The sequence below is a fragment of the Paraburkholderia sp. Cpub6 genome (assembly GCF_014201065.1).
GTDB classification, from domain to species: domain Bacteria; phylum Pseudomonadota; class Gammaproteobacteria; order Burkholderiales; family Burkholderiaceae; genus Paraburkholderia; species Paraburkholderia tuberum.
In genome coordinates this window covers 368,124-387,327 of sequence record NZ_JACHDM010000003.1, presented here as the reverse complement: position 1 = coordinate 387,327, position 19,204 = coordinate 368,124, and the positions used below count along the sequence as shown (strand labels likewise).

The window sequence follows — 19,204 nt, the reverse complement described above, 5'->3', positions numbered from 1 at the left end:
TGGGTGCCGTTAATGCAGAGACATCTCACTCCACCGAATTCAGCATGAAACTGACCATCAAGTTCCGACTTCTCGCCACACTCGCCTTGCTCGGGTTCCTGCTGACGGTGACCGGCGTGCTGGGGATCGCCGGCATGCGTGGTTCAAACCATGCCGTTGCGCAGGCGTATACCAACGACGTGGCTGCCGCAACCGCGCTCGGCAGGTCCAACCTGAACCTGACGATAGTGCGTACCACGCTCGACCGCGTGCTGCTGCACCCGGAAGCAGCGGACAGAGCCGCGCTCATCGATAAGGCGCGCAACTATCTTGCGGTCTCCGACAAGGCCTGGAAAGAGTACCGCGCACTGCCCGTTTCCGAGGCCGAGGCGGCCTTGTCGAAGGCCGTGGCCGACGCCCGGGAAGCGATGCTGAATGGCGCACTCGAGCCGATGATGGACGCGCTGAGCCGTGGCGACCATGAAGCCGCCGACCACGATGCGATGGTCATGATGCCACCGCTGGCGGCGGCTCTCACGCAGAAAGCCGCGGCTCTGGACAAGTTTCGCAACGAGCAGGGCAATGGGCGTTACAGGACGGCACAGGACCGGTATGACACCCTCGTGACAATTACCGGAATCGCGATCGCCGTCGGTCTTCTGACCTGCGTCACCTGCGGTTTCACGCTGCTTCGCGCAATCGCGCGCCCGATCGATATGACGGTGCGCCATGTCGAGCGACTCGCTCAGGGTGACATGTCGCAGCAATTGCGCTTCGACAGTGATGACGAAATGGGTCGCCTCGTCAGAAGCGTCGGGCAGATGCAGAAGGACATCGGCACGATGATCGAACAGATCGCGCGCGGCAGCGAGTCGATCGCATCCGCGACCCAGCAGATCTCGGCCGGCAACGCGGACCTGTCGGCGCGCACCGAGACGCAGGCGGCGTCCATCGAGGAAACGGCGGCGAGCATGGAGCAACTCACCAATGCCGTCACGGAGAACGCCGCGCACGCGCGTGAAGCGCGCGAGCTGGCCGACGCGACGAAGACGACGGCCGGTGCGGGTGCGGACGTGGTGCGTCAGGTCATCGCCGCGATGAGCGACATTCACGACGGTGCGAAGAGGATGGGCGAGATCATTGGCGTGATCGAAGGCATCGCCTTTCAAACCAACATCCTTGCGTTGAATGCGGCTGTCGAGGCTGCTCGCGCCGGAGAGGAAGGACGTGGCTTTGCCGTCGTCGCTGGCGAGGTGCGCAATCTCGCCCAGCGCTCAGCGACCGCGGCGAAGGAAATCAAGGAGCTTATCGACGCGTCGACGGCCCGCGTCGCGGACGGTTCGCGCCTGGTCGGTCGGGCCGGTGAGACCATGGGCGAAGTACAGTCGGCCGTCAGCCGCGTCACGTCGATCATGAGCGACATCGCGACGGCCTCGGCCGAACAGAGCGATGGCATCGAGGAAGTCAATCGGGCGATTACGCAGATGGACCAGATGTCGCAGCAAAATGCCGCGCTGGTCGAGCAGGCAGCCGCCGCGGCCGCGTCGCTGACCGAGCAGACCGGTCTGTTGACGAAGGCGGCGGGTCGATTTCGCTTTGCTTCCCTGTCCTGATGCCGCGCTACGGGCTCGCCTGCCGCTGCGGGCCTTAGCTGCGCGCGTCGCCGGAGGTCGTGGCGTCGGGCTCACCGGTAGGCGCTGCCTCGAGAAAGCCGCGCCCCATCTCAGCCTCGAAGCGCGAAGCGCTGCCCTCCCAGATGATGCGTGCATGTTCGAGCACGTAGACACGGTCCGCATGCGGCAGCGCAAACCTGACGTTCTGCTCGCCCAGCAGTACGGTAATGGGCGTGGACTTTTGCAGCGAATCCAGCGCTTTCGACAATTGCTCGAGAATCACGGGCGCGAGCCCCAGTGTCGGTTCGTCGAGAATCAGCAGCTTCGGCTGGGTCATCAGCGCGCGCGCGATCGCGAGCATTTGCTGCTCGCCGCCGGAAAGCGTGCGCGCGGTTTGGCCCTGGCGCGATTTGAGGATCGGAAAGAGATCGAACAGCCACGACAGCTGTTTGGCGCGCACCGTATCGGCGAGATGATATCCGCCGAGTTCGAGATTCTCGCGTACCGTCATGTCGCCGAATAGCTCGCGCGTTTCCGGGCATTGCACGAGGCCGGCGCGCGAGATCGCGGCTCCGCTGCTGCCGCGCAGATCGCGCCCGTCGAAGCGAATCGTCCCCTTGTACGGCACGAGGCCCGAGAGCGCGTTGAAAAGCGTCGTCTTGCCCGCGCCGTTCAGACCGACAACCGATACGAACTCGCCCTCGCGCACCTGCAGACTGACGTCGTCGAGTGCGCACGCCTTGTCGTAAAGCACACGCACACCGGTCACCTCGAGGATCGTGGGCCTGGCAATGCCCGCGGCTCCGGTGCGCTGGCGCAACTCCAGCTTGCTGCCCAGATAGACCCGGCGCACTGTCTCGTTCTGCATCACTTGTTCGGCGGTGCCCTCGGCGACATGCTCGCCAAGGTACATCGCGAGCACGCGGTCGGCGAGCGCGGACAGACTTTTGACGTTGTGATCGACCAGCAGCACCGCGCGGCCTTCGGCGCGAAAGCCGCGAATCAGCTCGGAAAACGCCTCCGATTCCGCCACCGTCAGTCCCGCGAACGGCTCGTCCACCAGCACGACCTGCGGGTCGCGCGCAATCGCTTTGGCCATCTCCATGCGGCGCAGATCCGCAAATGGCAGTGTCGCGGGATGCCGATGCGTGACGGCGGCAAGGCCCACACGCGAGGCAATTTCCTGCGCGCGCTGGTGCACGTGCGGTTCGGCGGCCAGCTTGACGAGCGAATCAGGAAGCAGCGCGAGCTTGATGTGTTCCAGCACCGTCTGCCGATGGAGCGGCCGCGAATGCTGAAACACGATGCCCACGCCCGCGCGCGCGATCCGGTGCGGCGCCCAGCCGGCCATCTCCACGCCATTCACCTTGACCGACCCCGCGTTGGGCCGCTCGATGCCCATGATCAGCTTCATGACGGTGGACTTGCCCGAGCCGTTTGGTCCGATCAGGCCCAGAATCTCGCCGGGCCGGATGTCGAAGCCGATATCCTTCACGGCGACGAGACCGCCGAAGCGCTTGGTCAGTCCGCGTACGGAGAGCAGCGGCGTGTCGTTCATTGGCGCTCCCTCGCACGCAGCAGATTGCCGAGCAGACCGTCCGGAAAGAACAGCAGCGCCGCGAGTGCGACCGCCGCGACGACGAATGTGTTGAGCTGGCCGAGCGGGCGCAGAAACTCGCCGGCGACGATCAGGAAGATCGAGCCGAGCACCGCGCCGAGTATCGTGCGGCGTCCGCCGAGCACGGCCGCGATGATGATCTGTACTCCCACGCTGAGATCCACCACCGTGCTCACGGAGGCCGTGCCCTGGTAGAACACCAGCATCGCGCCGGCCACGCCGGAGAAAACGGCGCTGATGCAAAAGGCCACGAGCTTGTGTCGCGTGACATTGAAACCCAGCGCCTGCGCGCCGGTCGCGTCCTGGCCGCTTGCCTGCAGGATCAGACCGACTGCCGAACGCGACAGGCCGAACAGCAGGACTGCGCAAACGATCAGGAACGCGAGCGCGATCCAGTAGTTATGGCTCGCATCGACCGACATCACGTCCGGCACCATCATGCCGATCTCGCCGCCAGTTATGCCCGCAAAGATCACGATGGCGTTCTGCAGCAGCAGCACGGCCACGAGCGTAACCAGCCCGAAGTAAGGACCGCGCAACCGCAGCGCGGGCACTGCCAGCAGCAGGCCGCCCACCAGCGCGACGCCGCCGCCAGCGAGCACGCAAACGGGTATGGGCAGACCCCATCTGGCGTCGAGGATCGCGGCCGAATAGGCGCCGAGTCCGATCAGGAACGTCGGCCCGAAGTTGACCTCGCCGGCAAAGCCGAACAACAGGTCCCACGACATGGCGAACACGCCGAAGTAATACGCAACCGTGAGCACGCCGAGGATGTAGCCCGAAAGCCACCACGGCAACGTCGCCGCCATCGCGACGAGCGCAACGGCGATCCATGCGCCACGCGAACGGAGAAGAACGGACATGGGGGTACGCTCCATTCGCACTGTTAGCGGCGTCCCAGGAAGCCCTGGGGTCTTACATACACCACGAGCACCAGCAGCAGCAACGCGGGCAGCGGCCGCAGGGTCGGCGCGATCAGATAGGCCGTAATGGTTTCCAGATAACCGACGACATACGCGGCCATCAGCGAACCGGACACGCTGCCGAGCCCGCCCAGCACCACGATGGAGAATGCGCTGGCCGTGAGCTGCCCCGCATTGTTGGTGCTCACGCCGAGAAACGAAGCGAGCAGCACGCCCGCGATGCCGGCCAGCACCCCATAGATGCTCCACGCGAGAAGATAGATTCGGGAGAGCTCGAAACCGAGCAGCGTGAGACCACGAGGGTTCATCGAAGCCGCGAGCAGCGCCTTGCCTGCGCGCGTGCGGTTCACGAACAGCCACAACATGCCGATCACGGCCCAGCAGACCACCGCGATCATGATTTCGTTGAACGGCACGCGCACGCTGCCGACCATCGCCACACCGCTGATCAGCGGGCGCATCGTCACCGGGTTGTCGGTGAAGAGCCACGCCATGCCCTGCTGGATCATGATGCCCCACAGCAGCGTGCCGGTGAGCACGAAGATTTCCTTCTCTTCGCCGGGAATCGCGGCCGAGCGTTGAATGGGCCGCACCACCATCAGGTAGGTGACGAAGGCCGTCACGAGACCCGCCAACACGCCGAGCAGCGTGCCGAGATAGGTGCCAAGTCCCGCCTCGCCCGCGAGCATCCAGCCCATCAGCGCCGCGACCAGCATCACCCCGCCATGCGCGAGATTCAAGATGCCGGAGACGCCGAAGATCAACGTGAAACCGATCGCACCCAGCGCGTAGAGGGAACTGATTGCAAAGCCGTCGACGAGAATCTGCAGTAGCAACATGCCCGGCCTTTCATGTTGGTTAAGGTGTCGATGCGTGCGCTGTCCGGGCCTTCGCTACGCGCGGGTCCGGACAGTCGCGATCGTCGCGCTGCTAGTTCGCGCTTGCCTGCTGCACCTTCATGAAGGTCGGGAATTTGACCACGCCGTTGGCAATCGACTTGGGCCAGATCGCAACCTGCTTGCCGTTTTGCCATTGCAGGTCGATGCCCGTGATATAGCCGGGCCCGTACTTCAGCGCGTGCGTGAACTGATCGCTCTTGCCGTAGAACTGCCAGCGTCCGATCGTCCCCACGTAGTCGGTTTTCTCGAGTGCGTCGACCATCTGGTCCGGATCGGTCGAGCCCTTGTTGCGCTTGATCGCGTCCGCGAGGATGTAGACGAGGTCGTAGCTCGTGAAGCCGCAATACGCCGGAGAAACGCCGAACTTCTTCTGATACTCATCCGTAAAAGGTATCGTTTTCGGCGTGATCGCCACGCCCGGCGCCGCGGCCGAGGCCGTGATCACGCCGTCCGTCGCGCCGTTCGTGTCCTTCCAGAAGCTCGTGGTCGTGGCCTGCGAGCTTTGGCCCGACATCGGGATCGGCACCTGCTGGTCGTGCCATTGCACGGTCGGCTGCACGCCAACGTGGCTGATGCCGGTGGTGATCGTATCGGGGTGCTTCGCCTCGATCTGGTTGAAAATCGGCGTGAAATCGGAAGTGTCAGGATTGAAGCGGATGTGATCGAGCACCTGAAGTCCCGCTTTGGGCAGGCATTCGAGGTAGCGTTCGTCGAGCGGCTTGGTCCACGCCGCGTCCTCGCTCATGACGACCGTCGTTTTCATCTTGAACTGGCCGACCAGAACGTCGTGTGAGAAGTCGCAGATGGACTGTGCGATGAACGCCGATGTCATCCAGCCGTGGAACGTGTACTTGTAGTGGTCGTAGTCGTCGTGAACGTGCTTCGAGATGTCGTTGCTAGCCGCGCCGGGAGTGATGAAGGGCATCTTCAGGCGTCCCGACCACGGCTCCATCGCGAGCGCCACTTCGCTGATGTAGCTGCCGATCACAGCGACTACCTTGTCCTGAGTCGCCGCGCGCTGGAAGGCGCGCACGCCGTCCGAAGCCGATGAATGGTCGTCGTACGCGACGATCTGGATGAGCCGGCCATCGACGCCACCGCTGGCGTTGATCTGGTCCGCGGCGAGTTGCGCCGCCTTGCTGATCGAAGCGCCCGCCACCGAGGATTCTTCGCTGATCACGCCGATCTTGATCGGCTCTGCCGCCGCATGGGCGCCTGCCGCCAGACCTAGCCCCGCCGCTGCCATGCCCGTCGCGACGACGCAATGAAGGTTTCGCCACACATTGTTCCTGGACATCATGCATCTCCGATTCGAAAGGATCGTTGAGCAACATTTGCCCGCCACATCGCAGCATTTGAAGAATGCGCACACAACAATATTCACGGGCCTCGCAACGCTCAATCGGTACAAACGATGACCGGGTCCCTACGGATTTCATGGTGCAGAGCGGAAAAAATTTTCCGCCCGCGCCGCCGGACGCGGATTGTCCATCGTGAGAGCGATGGCTGTGGACCGCGAGATTAGCGGCCTTCATCCTCTCGCTCATTCGTCATCCGAAGCATTGTGGCCGCATCGCTTTGCGGGGTTGGTGCGGCGGTTCAATGGACCAACCCGCGCCATGATCAGCTGAGGGCGGTCGCGGCGCGGAAACGGACCACGCGGCAAGCGTACCTGCGCGCGGGTCCGAACACTACCCGGCAACCCTGCTTGCTGACACATGTACGTCATGATAGGTTGCTGCAATTCCCGCTGCCGCATCTGGCATCTATTTTTCGCAACGCTGAGCGCGATCAAAAAAAGTGGGGGTGGGTTGCTCTGGACTCATCGTACGCATACGCCTTTCCCCTGGAGGAATTCAAGAGCCATGGCTTCAATGATCCAGCGGACGACCCTGTTCGCCTGCCTCTGCGCGTGCTCGGCATTCCGCCGACGCGCAAGAGCGTCTTCGTCAATCCGACGCTCGTCAAGCAGTATCGCTGGTACCCGGACCAGCTGAAGGCGCTCGAAGCGGGCCGTGCGCGGCCTCGCGTGAAAGACTGGCAGCAGATCGAGGCGATTCTCGGCGACGCGTTGCAACTCGCGCTGACGGGGCAGGCCGCGCCCGACGCAGCCTTGCATCAGGCGGCGCAGAAGATCGCCCAGGCCAACGCCGCATTGCAGTGAAAGCGGCGGTGACAGCGCAGACAAGCGTGGGAAAGAGTCGATGAGCGGGTTGCGACGTTATCTGCCGCTGATCGTCCTGATGAGTCCAGCCGCGCTCGTGCTCGGCGTGCTGGCGCTCTACCCGATGGCGCGCGTGCTGATCGATTCGTTTTTCTCGGTGAATTACGCGTCGGGGCATCGCTCGTTCATCGGGCTCGCCAACTATCGATCGGTCATTGCGGACGGCGAGTTCGGCACGAGTTTCGTCAATACGATCCAGTTCATGAGCGTGGCCTCGCTCGCTGAAGTCCTGTTCGGCCTCGCGCTCGCGCTGCTGTTCGTCCGCGGGTTTTCGGGCCGGCGCATCGCCTTGCCGCTCGCCGTGCTGCCGATGATGCTCTCCACGCTCGTGTGCTCCGCCATCTGGCGCAATTGGCTCAATTACCGCGGCTTCCTGAATGCGCTGCTCACGGCGGCAGGTCTGCCGGCGGTGCTCTGGTTATCCGATCCGCACCTCGCGCTCTGGTCGCTGATGTTGGTCGATGTCTGGCAATGGACGCCGATGGCATTCCTGATCATTCTCGCGGGGCTGCAGTCGATTCCGCCGGAAATCGCCGAGACGGCCCGCACCGACGGCGCGAACGAACGGCAGTGCCTGCGATACATCACGCTGCCGCTCGTTGCACCCCACGTCGCCCTCGCGATGCTGCTGCGCTCGATCGACACCTTCAAGCTATTCGACAAGGTGTACGCATTGACGGGCGGCGGTCCGGGCAATGCCACGCAAACGCTGTCGACGTACATCTACGACACGGGTTTCCGGTTCTTCAACGTAGGACCCGCCAGCGCGGCTTCGGTACTGATGCTGCTCACGTGCGCGGTGCTGGTCTCGGGATACATATGGAAATCGGCCGTCAAGCGCGACCGTTGATGCCTCTCGCACGCTTGCAGGGTTTCGCGCGACGCTCGTCCGCTGCCGCGGTGCGAGGGCTGTTGCGGATCGCTGCGTTGGCGGTGTTGCTGCTGCCGTGCATATGGATGGCTGGCGCGGCCTTCACGCCGACGCTGGAACGCCTCGCCCATCCGCTCGCGTTGTGGCCTTCGGCGCCCACGTTCGAGCATTTCGCGGCGGTGTGGGAAAGCAGCATGGCCCAGTCGGTGCTGAACTCCGTGTGGGTCGCGCCAGGCGCCACGTTGCTCGCGCTCGCGCTGGCTTTTCCGGCCGCTTATGCCCTCGCGCGGCTTGCGTTTCCCGCGCGCCTCGATCTGCTGTTCCTGCTGCTCGTGCTGGCACTGAAGCTGATGCCGCCGATTACGGTGGCCGTACCGCTGTTTTCGCTGGCCAAGTGGCTCCATCTGCTCGATTCGCTGTTTGGGCTGATACTCGCCTATCAGCTGTACGCGCTGCCGATGGCGATCTGGATGTTGCTGCCGTTCGTGCGCGACGTGCCGATCGAATTCGAGGAGGCCGCGGCGCTCGACGGCGCGAACCTCGCGCAGCGCATCGTCTTCATCGTCGTGCCGCTGTGCGCGCCAGGTCTCGTTGCCTCCGCCATCTTCGTGTTCATCATCGCGTGGAACGAGTTTCTGCTGGCGCTGTTGTTCGTCTCGTCGCCGAGTCATTTCACGCTGCCGCTCGCCATGGCGGGTTATGTGACCGAGAACGGCATCGACTGGGGCGAACTGATGAGCGCGGGGCTGATTTCGTCGGTGCCGACGCTTCTGCTCGCGGGCTATGTGCAGCGCTATCTGCTGCAGGGCTTTTCGGGCGGGTTGAAGTAGGGAGCTCCGACTTCACGCCGCCGCTGCAGCAGACGCTTTGCTTATCCAGAGGTTCTCTTGCGCCCTGCCCTGACTGATCACACCGTTTCGCCGGCTGACTGGATGTCGGCCATCGATGGCAGCCGCTTGCTGTCCGCACTGACCTTGCCGGGCAGCCATGACACCTGCGCCTACACGGTCGATGACCGGCTCGCGCGCACGCAGCATGCCACGCTCGACGATCAGTTGCACCATGGCGTGCGGGTCCTCGACATCCGCTGCCGCCATGAGCATGATCGCTTCGCGATTCATCACGGCGGCATCTCGCTGGGTCTGACTTTCGACGATGTGGTGCGGACATGCGCTCAGTTTCTCGCGCTTCACCGCGGCGAATGTATCGTCATGTCCGTCAAGGACGAATGGCCCGCGCGCGACTGCGCCCGCGCGTTTGCCGCGACCTTCGAATGGTATGTGGAAAGACATGCGGACGTGCGCTGGCGGCTTGCTTCCGGGCGGCCGCGGCTGGAGGCGGTACGCGGGAGCATCGTGCTACTGCGGCGCTTCGCGAGTGAAGAGCCGCTCGGCATCGACCTGACAGTCTGGCCCGACAATGCGACGTTCGATATCGACGTCGTGCCGGCGCCATTCACCATTCAGGACGAGTTTCGCGTGCCGGTGCCGGCATCGATCGCTTACAAATGGCGCGCCGTTGATCGACTGCAACTGGAGCCGATAAGGTTTCGCTGCGGGTATGACGTTGCCCGCGAACGTCAGCGTGGTTCCTTGTTTGCCTGAGGTTGCCGCGGTGGCGGCTTCGATTCTTGTCCGCGTTGCGCCGGTTCACGCGTACAGGCGTCCGGCGGCGTGACATAAGGAACGTCGTCGCGGCAACACGCATAGATCGGAAACCCATACGCGTTCGTGCCGACGATGGTCGTTGGCCCGTGCAGCGGGCACACCGCCTTCATGGCGCCCCCTTGAAACTCATCGATCAATCGCTTCCATCTTACGCTCGCGTGCGAACGGTGTTCCATGTGCGCCTGCGTTGCCCTTCGAAACCCGGTCCCGTTCACCGCCGCCGACACGCATTCGCTATGCGTGCCGCGCCGCAGCGTTCGTCATTCTCTACAGCACGCGCCGCGGACGAGCGACGCTAATGGGCAGCCGCCCCCCTCGTGCAGCGAGCCGGCCGGGCCCAGGCAGGAGTGCCTGACAGGGTCGGCTGAATTGACATTTTCTTGCATAACATGCAATGATGCATCCGGTGGTGCTCACCGCAGTGTCCTGTCATTTCGGCCATTTTCGTGACATTGTTGGGGCGCTCTGCGAAGCAATCGGAGAGCGCACTCATCATCGCTGGCCATTCGAGTCCTTCGTTCGGACGTTCAAACGTCGACTTAGGTCGACTACGCCCTGACGGCCGACCTTTCTGGATAGGGGTATTCACCTAGCCCTTCTTCTCAAAAATTTAACATTTCGAAGTTAGAATTAACCTTCTAAAATCGATTGTTATGTCATTTCATGACAGTTGAAATAGAGGGCGAAGCATCCGGTCAGTGGCACGGCAGGACTGACAAGGGTTATGGCCAACCGATCGGCCGCGACCCGATGATGGACACCGTGTCGTCATTCGACTGTTGAATACCGACGATCAGAGGTGCGATCCGGGCCAAACTGGTTTTGTGGTGTTTATTTAGTCTTACTAATAACACTTTTGCTCCGGAATCCTCTCCGACCGACATTCAGCACATTCATTGCGCATGTCGTCTCCGGGGCAAGCGGGTTCGAATTCAATTCAGGGAGAATCAATGAAAGACCTTTCGTCCGAAGATCTGCTGAAACTCTGCCGAACGAATGCGTCGATTTTTCTTTCGCTCGCCAGCGAAGCGTTTGAAGGGCACAGAAACTCGCCGCCCTGAACCAGCAGGCGAGAAACACCATTCGGGGCATCTGGAATCTTTTTGAGCAGTGTGCCGGCGCGGCATATCGCCGCGAGCTGACGCACCCGGCTCCATTCGCGCAATACCACAAGCCTATAAAAACCCGCGCAGTTCAATCAGTGCCGCAGCCGTTCCTCCCTCGACGCTGGAGGCGGCAGCGCATTGTGGCAAAGCGATGGCGGGTATGCGAGACGGCCATTGGGTATTCACGATCCTCGCAGACGTTACGATCACGGATGGAAAGGATGACGAAACGAATCGTAGTAGTAACGGGCGGCATGGGCGGCCTGGGAGAAGCGATCAGTACGAAACTGCACGACGCAGGGTATGCGGTGGTAGTCACGCACTCGCCGAACAACACCGGTGCGGACGAATGGCTGGCTGACAGGGAAACTCAGGGCCGGAGCTTCCGCGCTTACCCGGTCGATGTGGCCGACTACGACTCATGCCAGCGTTGCGCGGACAAGATTCGGGCGGAGGTCGGCCCGGTCGACATCCTGGTCAACAACGCGGGGATCACCCAGGACATGACTCTCAGGAAGATGGACAAGGTGAACTGGGATGCGGTCATTCGCACGAACCTCGATTCGGTCTTCAACATGACCAAGCCGCTGTGCGAAGAGATGGTCGCACGAGGCTGGGGGCGCATCGTCAATATTTCGTCCGTCAACGGTTCAAAAGGCTCGGTCGGCCAGACCAACTACGCCGCGGCCAAGGCCGGCATGCACGGTTTCACCAAGTCGCTAGCATTGGAAGTGGCGCGCAAAGGGGTCACCGTCAACACGATTTCGCCGGGCTACCTGGCCACCAGGATGGTCACCGCGATTCCGCAGGAGATCCTCGATACGAAGGTCCTGCCGCATATCCCGATGGGCCGTCTCGGCAAGCCCGAGGAAGTCGCGGCGCTCGTGCTCTATCTCTGCTCGGACGATGCCGGCTTCGTGACCGGCTCCAATATCGCGATCAACGGCGGCCAGCACATGCAGTAACGCGACATACCGCGCCGGTACGCCCCGGAACATCGGACGAAGCGGCGTGAACCATTCACGCAACACCCCTGTGCTTCCATGAGAGGAACGTGTCATGAGTGAGACCTGGATGGGCCTGATCATTGGGGGCTCGGCCCTCGGCATCGCAATGCTGATGGTGATTGATCACTATCGCCGTGAGCGCAGACGGGCACGACTGCTACGACATCTGGATCATCATGAGTGGTGGCATCAACCGCGCGGGCGAATGTAGGTGCATCGTCCGTGCCAATAACAAATCAGATACATCGAGAGGGCTGAAGAATGACACCGGAAACCACCGGACAACTAAAGGCCACAGGCCATCAGATTACGGTTCGTGCGAGGCGCGGCTGCATGCGGGTCGCCGCAGTGTGGCAGGTATTGATGCCGGTCGCAGATGCCATCGAGGACGTACGGATTACGAGCAACCGTAAACGTGACGTCGAAGACATGACGATCGCGTTTGCCGACAGGCTCTCCGGATCGCTGCACACCGTTCTCAGGCAGTTCGAGACGATGCCGTGGGTGGCCGCCGCGGAGCTTTGCTGAACACCGGGGCCGTGCCGCTAGCAATGGGTCGCGTCGCCACGCGACCCCGCGCGCGTCATGCTACCTGGCCCGCCAGGTAGCTGGCGCGCGCGCGCCCCGCATGGGTTGTTTGGCACGAACCGGCCAATTGAAGCCGGACGTATACGACCGGACCCAGCCGGTCACCACCTGAGAGAAGTGGATGAAAACAACAATCAAGAAAGGGCTCCCGGACAGGGAGAGCCCCTATACACCCCTGACCGCTGGAGATGCGATTTCCCATCTCGAACGGATCCTGTCCTCCGATGGCGCGGATTCGTTGTTCAGCCGGACCTACTGGCGCGCGCGTGTTCAGCAGGTGAGCGCTACTCAAGGACTGACTCCGCAGCAGCAGGCAAGGCTCGTGAAGTTGCTCGAGTCGCTCCCGCCCCCGGTCCCGAGCGAAGAATCGTGCTAGGGCCTGTTCACTTTTCGACCTCGCTACATCGTGGAGATTCGGGCGCAACTCGATTGGCAGGCGGCCGCCGGCTCGGACAGCCAATCGCCAAGCCGCGGACGTACGCCGTCCGCGATGGATCAGAGCTGATCGTCGACATCCAGCAGCCGATCTGCCACATGCAGGTCTTCGGCGCACTCTCCCCGCAAGGGCAACTCACCGCCTTCCGCTCGGAGTCGATCGCGGACCATTTGGCAGAGGCGTTCGCGCACGAGGATACGTTGTGCCGTGTCCATCTGCGCGTAACGCTGAATCTGCGAATCCGAAAAGTGGAGTGTGAGCACGCATCGCGCATCCAGCGTCGTGTCGCCATGTGACTCGACGACCCAGGAGGCCTGGATGAAGAACGTCCGGCCGTCGTCGTAGCTGCTGATCGCGGGCGCCTTCGGCGACTCGAATAGCGTGGAAAGAGCCAGTTCGATTTCTTCTACGCGCTGGTTCAGATCGATGTCTTTCATTGAAAGTCCTCCTTGTGGTCGAGGGCCCGGTTGCGTGGCATCGGGCGTCGTCGTGACCGCGGGTTCGCTCGACGCTGCGCCCGAGTCGCCCGCTGGCACGACGGCGCTCGCGGGTCCGCACTATGCGTGCCGGCTTTGCGCCTGGCCCCGCCGAATTGATGAATTGATGAATCGATGAATACGCGAGCAAGAACTGTGTCCGGCTGCCTCTGGCCGCCCAATGAAGAGGCAGCGCGCGATGTTCCCGCGCCTGCAGGAGCGCCGCGCCAATATGGGCAACCAGCTCTCCGGCGGCGAGCAGCAGATGTTGGCCATCGGCCGCGCGCTGATGCTCAATCCCAAGGTGCTGCTGCTCGACGAGCCGCTCGAGGGCCTCGCGCCGATTATCGTGCAGGACTTGATGCGCATCCTCTCGGAGATCGTCCGCGAAGGCCTCTCAGTGATTCTGGTCGAGCAGAACGCGCGCAAGGCGCTGGGCATCACGCACAACGCCGTGGTGCTCAAGCGCGGCTCGGTCGTTCATTCGAGTACGGCGGCCGAGTTGCTGGCCCAGAATCACAAGATCGATACCTTGCTGGCCGTGTCTCGACATTAAGAGGCGCGCGATGCGTGGGGCTGCCCCTATGGGCTTCGCAGGCGCGTCGCGTGCTGGCCGGGAAAACCAGCGTGCACGCCGGAGCACTCTGCCGTCAACCGGGCTACGCCGCGAAAGTCGCAACCGCCCTGTTGAACGCATCCGGTCTCGCGACATTCATCCCATGCGACGCACCGTCGATCGTTTCGCGTTCGGCAAACTCGATCCACTGTTCGAGCTTGTCGACCGTATTGCGGAACATACGGGGACTTTTCTGGCCGTCGATCAACAACGTACGGCACTTGATATCGCGCGCGGCTTCCGGCGTATAGGCGGGAAGCGGATCGAGCAACTGCTTTGGCAGCGTGAGCGCGTTGTCGAGCGCCATGCGACGAAAGCTCTCCGGGCTTTTGTTCCAGAACCCCGGCATGCTCACCGAGTCGACGAACATCGACAAGCCGGCGTCGAACTCGCCCCGCTCGATCAGTTCCGCGACCCGTGCGCGCAACACGTTGGTCGCTGGCGGCATGAACGCAGGCTGCCCCCTCGGTTCGGTTTGCAGCGGGCCGCCGGGATCGGCTAGCGTCAGCGTTTTCACGAGGCGCGGAAATTCGCGCGCGAGACGGAAAGCCACGCACCCACCCCGCGAGTGACCGACCAGATGAACGGGAGCAAGGTCGAGCGCCGTGATGAATCCGGCAATTTCCTCGACGTGCGCCTCCCAACTGAAGTCGCTGTGTCCAAATGCATCGATCTCGGGCCAGTAATGGCTCAAGCTCGGCGCGAAGCAGCGAAACCGGCCAGACAGAGAGGCCATCTGGGCGTCCCAATAGCGATAGTCGCAAAGCGAGCCGTGCACGAACACCATCGGCTCGCCGCACCCGGACTCGACATACGGTATCGCAAGACTCGATGCGGTGGTCACAAACGATGGCGCGGACGCGCCAAAGGCCGAAGCCAGAATCGATGGGCTGATACGTGCATTCATCACAGGGCTCCTTTGGCGCCACTATCGAGGGTGTGCTCGCAAAAGAAAATCGCATAATATTGATGGAATCGATCTACTTTTCTGATATCAACCATCATGGCAACGGAAATGAAAGCGCTCGATCTGGACGTGCTGTCCATGATCATCGCGGTCGCGGACGCCGGCACGATCAGTCGCGCGGCGCAGGTCGTGCATCGTTCGCAATCGGCGGTGAGCATGCAGATCAAGACGCTCGAGACGGCGCTCGGCAAGGCGCTTTTCGTGCGCAAGCCTCGCAGCGTGGTGCCGACGCAGGACGGCGAAATGCTGTTGACCTACGCGCGGCGGATGATCGCCCTGCGCGACGAAGCGTGGGCAGCGGTGGTACGGCCCGACGTGACCGGACGCGTGGTGATCGGCGTGCCTGACGACTATGCGACGTCACTGTTCCCGCCGATCCTCAAGAAATTTTCGGCGACCTATCCGAAGGTGGAGATTCAGGTAGTGGGCCTGCCAAGCGTCGCTCTCGAGCCCATGTTGAAAGACGGCACGGTCGATCTCGTCTGCGCGACGCGCGTGAAAGGATTGCACGGCGAGTTCCTGCGTCACGAGCCGATGGTCTGGGCCGCCGCGCCAGGCGCGACCGAGATCTGGCGTGAAAGGCCCTTGCCCATCGCCGTGTTTTTGCCCGGCAGCGTCGCGCGGGAGAAAGCCATACGGAGCCTGGAGCGCGCGCGCATCACGTACCGAACCTCGTATGAAAGTCCGAGTCTGCTGGGTCTGCTGACGATGGCCGAGGCCGGACTCGCGGTGACCCCTTTGGCGAAGTGCGCGGTACCGGCTCACTTCTCGCTGCTGGGAGCCGCGAATGGCCTGCCGGAAATCGGCACGCTTGAAGTCGTGCTGGCGCGAAGTGCCGCTTCGAAACGGCCTGTGTGCGATTTTCTCGCGGAACGCATTCTCGCCGACCTGAAGAATTGACCCGCAGATCGACGGTTGCGGGCGTCATGCGGACCGGCCGTCCAAACACGGCCGGACGATTCAGGCCAGCAATCAGCACTTGTGACGGATGCCGACCACCGCCAAAAAACGTGGCCGTGCCAACGATCTCAGGACGACTCCCCTTCCCGAACTCCACGCGACGCGCACATCCGCCACGACGCCTTCGGCGCAGCGACGGTTTGCGCAACGTCGCGCCACCAGCGTTCGCCGCGATGCACCGCGGTCAGATCGAGCCGCTCGCCCATGCGCGGTGTCGACAGCGCGACGCCTCGCGCGAGCGCCAGCCCCGTCACCTTTTCGAACGGCTCCTGCCAGCGATGCATCGCGAGGTCGAAGGTGCCGTTATGGATCGGCACGAGCCAGCGGCCGCGCAGGTCGATATGCGCCTGCACGGTTTCTTCGGGCTGCATATGGACGTATGGCCACATCGCGTCGTACGCGCCGGTCTCGATCAATGTGACGTCGAATGGTCCGAGGCGCTCGCCGATCGCGCTGAAACCCTCGAAGTAACCGGTGTCGCCGCTGAAAAACACGCGCAAATCGTGATCGACGATCACCCACGACGCCCACAACGTCCGGTTGCCGTCGAACAGGCTGCGCCCGGAGAAGTGCTGCGCGGGCGTCGCGGTGAACTCGATGCCCTCGAGCTCCGTGCCCTGCCACCAGTCGAACTGCCGAACCTTTGCCGCGTCGATACCCCATTCGATGAGCCGGTCGCCGACCCCAAGCGGCGTCAAAAACACCTCGGTACGCTGCGCCAGTATCAGCACGGTTTCGCGGTCGAGATGGTCGTAGTGATCGTGCGACAGGATCACGCCGTGCAGCGGCGGCAAATCGTCGAGTGAGATCGGCGGCGCATGAAAGCGCTTCGGACCGAGATTGCGGAACGGAGACGCCCGCTCGGCGAACACGGGATCGGTCAGCCAGAACTTGCCGCGCAACTTCAGCAGCATCGTCGAATGACCGAGCCGGTACAGGCTGCGGTCGGGCGCCGCGTCGAGTTGCGCGCGCGTCAGCGTTTCGACCGGCAACGCGTCGGCCGGCGCGGTGCCGCTCGGCTTGTTGAACAGCACCGTCCACGCGAGGCCGAGCGTTTTGCGCAGGCTTTCCGCCGGACGCGGCTTGACGTTGCGAAAGCGCTCGCCGTCATGCTGCGGCGACAGGCTGAACCTCGCGCGGCTGCGTTGTGCGGCGTTCACGCCGAGCATTCGGCGGACAAAGGCGGGAAGCGACGTCATGAAATTGACCTTCCGAAGAAAATTTACACTCGGCAGTGTAGTTTATTTTCAAGAAAAGTAAACTGGCCAGTGTAAAATCGTTGGATGGAGTCCAGTGCCCGCCCCCAACGTCTGACTGACCGAAAGCGCGTCGCGATCGTCGCTGCCGCGATCGAGGAATTCCTCGCGGCCGGCTACGACGCTACCAGCATGGACCGTATCGCCGCCCGCGCGAATGTCTCGAAGCGCACGGTCTATAACCATTTCCCGAGCAAGGAAGCACTTTTCGCGGCGATTCTCCATCAGCTGTGGGACGCGAGCCATGACGGCGATGCACCCTCTTATCGTGCTGATCAACCGTTGCGCGCGCAGTTGCTCGATCTGCTGGAGCGCAAGCTGCGGCTGCTTCACGACGAGTCCTTTTTGTCGCTTGCCCGGGTGGCGATCGCGGCTGGCATACATTCACCGGAGCGCGCGCGGGACATGGTCGCTCGCATGGGGGAACGCGAGGAAGATCTGACGGCGTGGGTCCGGGCGGCCGCCGCGGACGGCCGCATCAAGACCGATGACCCCGTCTTCGCGGCACTGCAGTTGCAGGGGCTCGTGAAGGCTTTTGCCTTCTGGCCGCAAGTGGCGATGGGGCAAGTGCCGCTCGATGCCAAGGAGCAGAAGCGCATCGCGGAAGCGGCGGCGGATATGTTTCTCGCGCGGTATGCGTGAGTCGGTTTGCCGGGTTGGGGCGTCACGTCGGTCGCGACTGGAGGGTTGATCTGCGTCGAGTCTCTGTCGTTTGTCGAACACTACCGATGGCTGGAATGGCCCTTCATCCTCCTTGAATCGACTTTAATTCATCAATGGTTGCAGCAACTACGTGGTCCAGTGGGCTACTAGCCCACAGTCCGGCAGCGGCTCCAGCCGGACTTTTTCTCCGAACCACTCGGGCAGGAAGACGCGCGCCTCCAACGACTCGACCACGATCAATCTCGCGCCGGCGCGGACTCACTTGCCGCGGATGATCAGCCAGCGCGAGCGGATGCCCTCCGTGAGCGACTGCACGTTGTCGCCCAGTTTGTACTTTCCCCGCAGCATTTCCTTGCCCGACGAGATGCCGCGGTGGCAGGCCTCGATCAGCTTCTTGCGCATCGAAGCCGAGAACCCGACCCCATTGCCGAAGCAGAGTTCGATCAGCGAGTCGATCAGCGCGGTCGCGACCTCGTCGCGCTCGCGCCGCGCGCCCGGGGCAAGGATGCGGCCGGGCCAGAGGGCGTACTCGACGCCCAAGTTCTTGTTGGTGGCCTCCAGGTCCTCGATGGTGCGGTTCAGGTCGGACCAGGGGCCGGCGCCGTCGTAGGTATCCAGGCCTACGGCCGTGAACTTCCCGTACTTGATCTGGAAGAAGATGTTCTGGTCGCCGAGGATCGAGCCGCGCGGATACTTTTCACCGGAGTTCACTTCGCGAAAGCGGTCTCCGTTGCCGATGAAGAAGTCGACCGCCAGTATCTCGCCAAGACCGAAGGGCACGTCGGTATTGCCGCGCACCAGCGCGTCGCCGAGTAGCTTCTTCTGCTCCAGATCCTTGCCGATACCGTGCAGGTTGGCCAGCTCCTCCACGAAGCTAACCTTGATGGCGGTCTTGACCTTTCGGTCAGCGGTATGGAGCAGGTCGTCGAGCTTCTGCAACCATTGCGTCTGCGTGAGCGGCGGGTTGGCTTTGACCTTGGCCGGGTCGCAGCGCTTGAGTTCGTCGATTTCCTTCAGTGAGAGCTTGGCGGTTTCGAAGGGCAGGCCACGCAGCCTGGAGAAGGCGGTGGCATGGAACTCCAGCATGGCGCCGACGTTGTTGCGCCCGGCGCCGTCCTCGGACTTCACCACCAGCGGGCGCGAAGCATTGCGCTGGCTAATGAGCAGCACCACGTTCTTGTTGTTGGCCTCGACCGGCTGGATCGACGAGATCTCGCCGGCGGCGATATCCATGAACGGCATCAGACTCTCCTTGGGGATCAGGAAATCAGAACGACCTTTCGGCCAGACTCGGGACTCGGGGTCAGTAGCCAGGCATCCAATGGGCATATGACC

Annotated in this window: 18 protein-coding genes and 2 pseudogenes; 12 read left to right on the top strand and 8 right to left on the bottom strand. The window is 62.8% G+C overall.

Annotated features, from left to right (window positions below; translation table 11 throughout):
• Window positions 1–44: 44 nt before the first annotated feature.
• Window positions 45–1,592, top strand: coding sequence for a methyl-accepting chemotaxis protein (locus HDG33_RS08655; RefSeq protein ID WP_184024328.1), 1,548 nt, complete (start codon window positions 45–47; stop codon window positions 1,590–1,592).
• 34 nt (window positions 1,593–1,626) lie between these two features.
• Here the strand turns inward: HDG33_RS08655 and HDG33_RS08650 are convergent, their stop codons facing one another.
• From HDG33_RS08650 to HDG33_RS08635, 4 genes are all read right to left on the bottom strand, one after another.
• Window positions 1,627–3,150: an ATP-binding cassette domain-containing protein gene (locus HDG33_RS08650; protein ID WP_184024050.1), complete on the bottom strand. Its 1,524-nt coding sequence runs from the start codon at window positions 3,148–3,150 to the stop codon at window positions 1,627–1,629.
• The gene (locus HDG33_RS08645; protein WP_184024032.1) at window positions 3,147–4,073 is read right to left on the bottom strand and encodes a branched-chain amino acid ABC transporter permease; all 927 of its coding nucleotides are present in this window, start codon (window positions 4,071–4,073) and stop codon (window positions 3,147–3,149) included. Before HDG33_RS08645 ends, HDG33_RS08650 begins: the two co-directional genes overlap by 4 nt.
• 23 nt (window positions 4,074–4,096) lie before the next feature.
• The gene (locus HDG33_RS08640) at window positions 4,097–4,972 is read right to left on the bottom strand and encodes a branched-chain amino acid ABC transporter permease (protein ID WP_184024029.1); all 876 of its coding nucleotides are present in this window, start codon (window positions 4,970–4,972) and stop codon (window positions 4,097–4,099) included.
• Window positions 4,973–5,063: 91 nt separating this feature from the next.
• Window positions 5,064–6,329, bottom strand: coding sequence for an ABC transporter substrate-binding protein (locus tag HDG33_RS08635; RefSeq protein ID WP_184024026.1), 1,266 nt, complete (start codon window positions 6,327–6,329; stop codon window positions 5,064–5,066).
• Between the two features lie 618 nt (window positions 6,330–6,947).
• On the opposite strand from HDG33_RS08635, the pseudogene HDG33_RS08630 reads away from it, so the two are divergent.
• From HDG33_RS08630 to HDG33_RS37225, 8 genes and pseudogenes are all read left to right on the top strand, one after another.
• Window positions 6,948–7,196, top strand: a pseudogene (locus tag HDG33_RS08630) (ABC transporter substrate-binding protein); the annotation flags it as partial.
• Between the two features lie 40 nt (window positions 7,197–7,236).
• Entirely contained in the window at window positions 7,237–8,106 is an 870-nt protein-coding gene (locus HDG33_RS08625) for a carbohydrate ABC transporter permease (protein ID WP_184024023.1), read from the top strand.
• Window positions 8,106–8,957 (top strand): carbohydrate ABC transporter permease, encoded by an 852-nt coding sequence (locus HDG33_RS08620; protein WP_184024020.1) that lies wholly within the window; start codon window positions 8,106–8,108, stop codon window positions 8,955–8,957. Before HDG33_RS08625 ends, HDG33_RS08620 begins: the two co-directional genes overlap by 1 nt.
• 102 nt (window positions 8,958–9,059) lie before the next feature.
• Window positions 9,060–9,731, top strand: a complete 672-nt coding sequence (locus HDG33_RS08615) for a phosphatidylinositol-specific phospholipase C (RefSeq protein ID WP_311548231.1) — start codon at window positions 9,060–9,062, stop codon at window positions 9,729–9,731.
• A 1,390-nt stretch (window positions 9,732–11,121) separates the two neighbouring features.
• Window positions 11,122–11,865: an acetoacetyl-CoA reductase gene (gene phbB / locus HDG33_RS08610; RefSeq protein WP_184024014.1), complete on the top strand. Its 744-nt coding sequence runs from the start codon at window positions 11,122–11,124 to the stop codon at window positions 11,863–11,865.
• Between the two features lie 94 nt (window positions 11,866–11,959).
• A complete protein-coding gene (locus HDG33_RS08605) occupies window positions 11,960–12,118 on the top strand; it encodes a hypothetical protein (protein WP_184024011.1) in 159 nt (52 codons plus the stop codon).
• A 50-nt stretch (window positions 12,119–12,168) separates the two neighbouring features.
• The gene (locus tag HDG33_RS08600; RefSeq protein ID WP_184024008.1) at window positions 12,169–12,435 is read left to right on the top strand and encodes a hypothetical protein; all 267 of its coding nucleotides are present in this window, start codon (window positions 12,169–12,171) and stop codon (window positions 12,433–12,435) included.
• A gap of 181 nt (window positions 12,436–12,616) precedes the next feature.
• Window positions 12,617–12,871, top strand: a complete 255-nt coding sequence (locus HDG33_RS37225; RefSeq protein ID WP_260330366.1) for a hypothetical protein — start codon at window positions 12,617–12,619, stop codon at window positions 12,869–12,871.
• A gap of 119 nt (window positions 12,872–12,990) precedes the next feature.
• Here the strand turns inward: HDG33_RS37225 and HDG33_RS08595 are convergent, their stop codons facing one another.
• A complete protein-coding gene (locus HDG33_RS08595; protein ID WP_184024004.1) occupies window positions 12,991–13,368 on the bottom strand; it encodes a DUF3022 domain-containing protein in 378 nt (125 codons plus the stop codon).
• A gap of 238 nt (window positions 13,369–13,606) precedes the next feature.
• On the opposite strand from HDG33_RS08595, the pseudogene HDG33_RS08590 reads away from it, so the two are divergent.
• A pseudogene (locus HDG33_RS08590) lies at window positions 13,607–13,963 on the top strand (ATP-binding cassette domain-containing protein); the annotation flags it as partial.
• Between the two features lie 103 nt (window positions 13,964–14,066).
• Here HDG33_RS08590 and HDG33_RS08585 read toward each other — a convergent pair.
• Window positions 14,067–14,930: an alpha/beta fold hydrolase gene (locus HDG33_RS08585; protein ID WP_184024001.1), complete on the bottom strand. Its 864-nt coding sequence runs from the start codon at window positions 14,928–14,930 to the stop codon at window positions 14,067–14,069.
• 108 nt (window positions 14,931–15,038) lie between these two features.
• On the opposite strand from HDG33_RS08585, the gene HDG33_RS08580 reads away from it, so the two are divergent.
• Complete coding sequence (locus tag HDG33_RS08580; RefSeq protein WP_026228833.1) at window positions 15,039–15,890, top strand: LysR substrate-binding domain-containing protein; 852 nt, start codon at window positions 15,039–15,041, stop codon at window positions 15,888–15,890.
• A gap of 128 nt (window positions 15,891–16,018) precedes the next feature.
• On the opposite strand, the gene HDG33_RS08575 is transcribed toward HDG33_RS08580, so the two are convergent.
• Window positions 16,019–17,149, bottom strand: a complete 1,131-nt coding sequence (locus HDG33_RS08575; protein WP_184023999.1) for an MBL fold metallo-hydrolase — start codon at window positions 17,147–17,149, stop codon at window positions 16,019–16,021.
• 84 nt (window positions 17,150–17,233) lie between these two features.
• Here HDG33_RS08575 and HDG33_RS08570 point away from each other — a divergent pair, with 84 nt between their 5' ends.
• A complete protein-coding gene (locus HDG33_RS08570; protein ID WP_184023996.1) occupies window positions 17,234–17,848 on the top strand; it encodes a TetR/AcrR family transcriptional regulator in 615 nt (204 codons plus the stop codon).
• A gap of 279 nt (window positions 17,849–18,127) precedes the next feature.
• On the opposite strand, the gene HDG33_RS08565 is transcribed toward HDG33_RS08570, so the two are convergent.
• On the bottom strand, window positions 18,128–19,111 hold the full coding sequence (locus HDG33_RS08565; RefSeq protein WP_184023993.1) for a hypothetical protein: 984 nt from the start codon (window positions 19,109–19,111) through the stop codon (window positions 18,128–18,130).
• Window positions 19,112–19,204 lie beyond the last annotated feature (93 nt).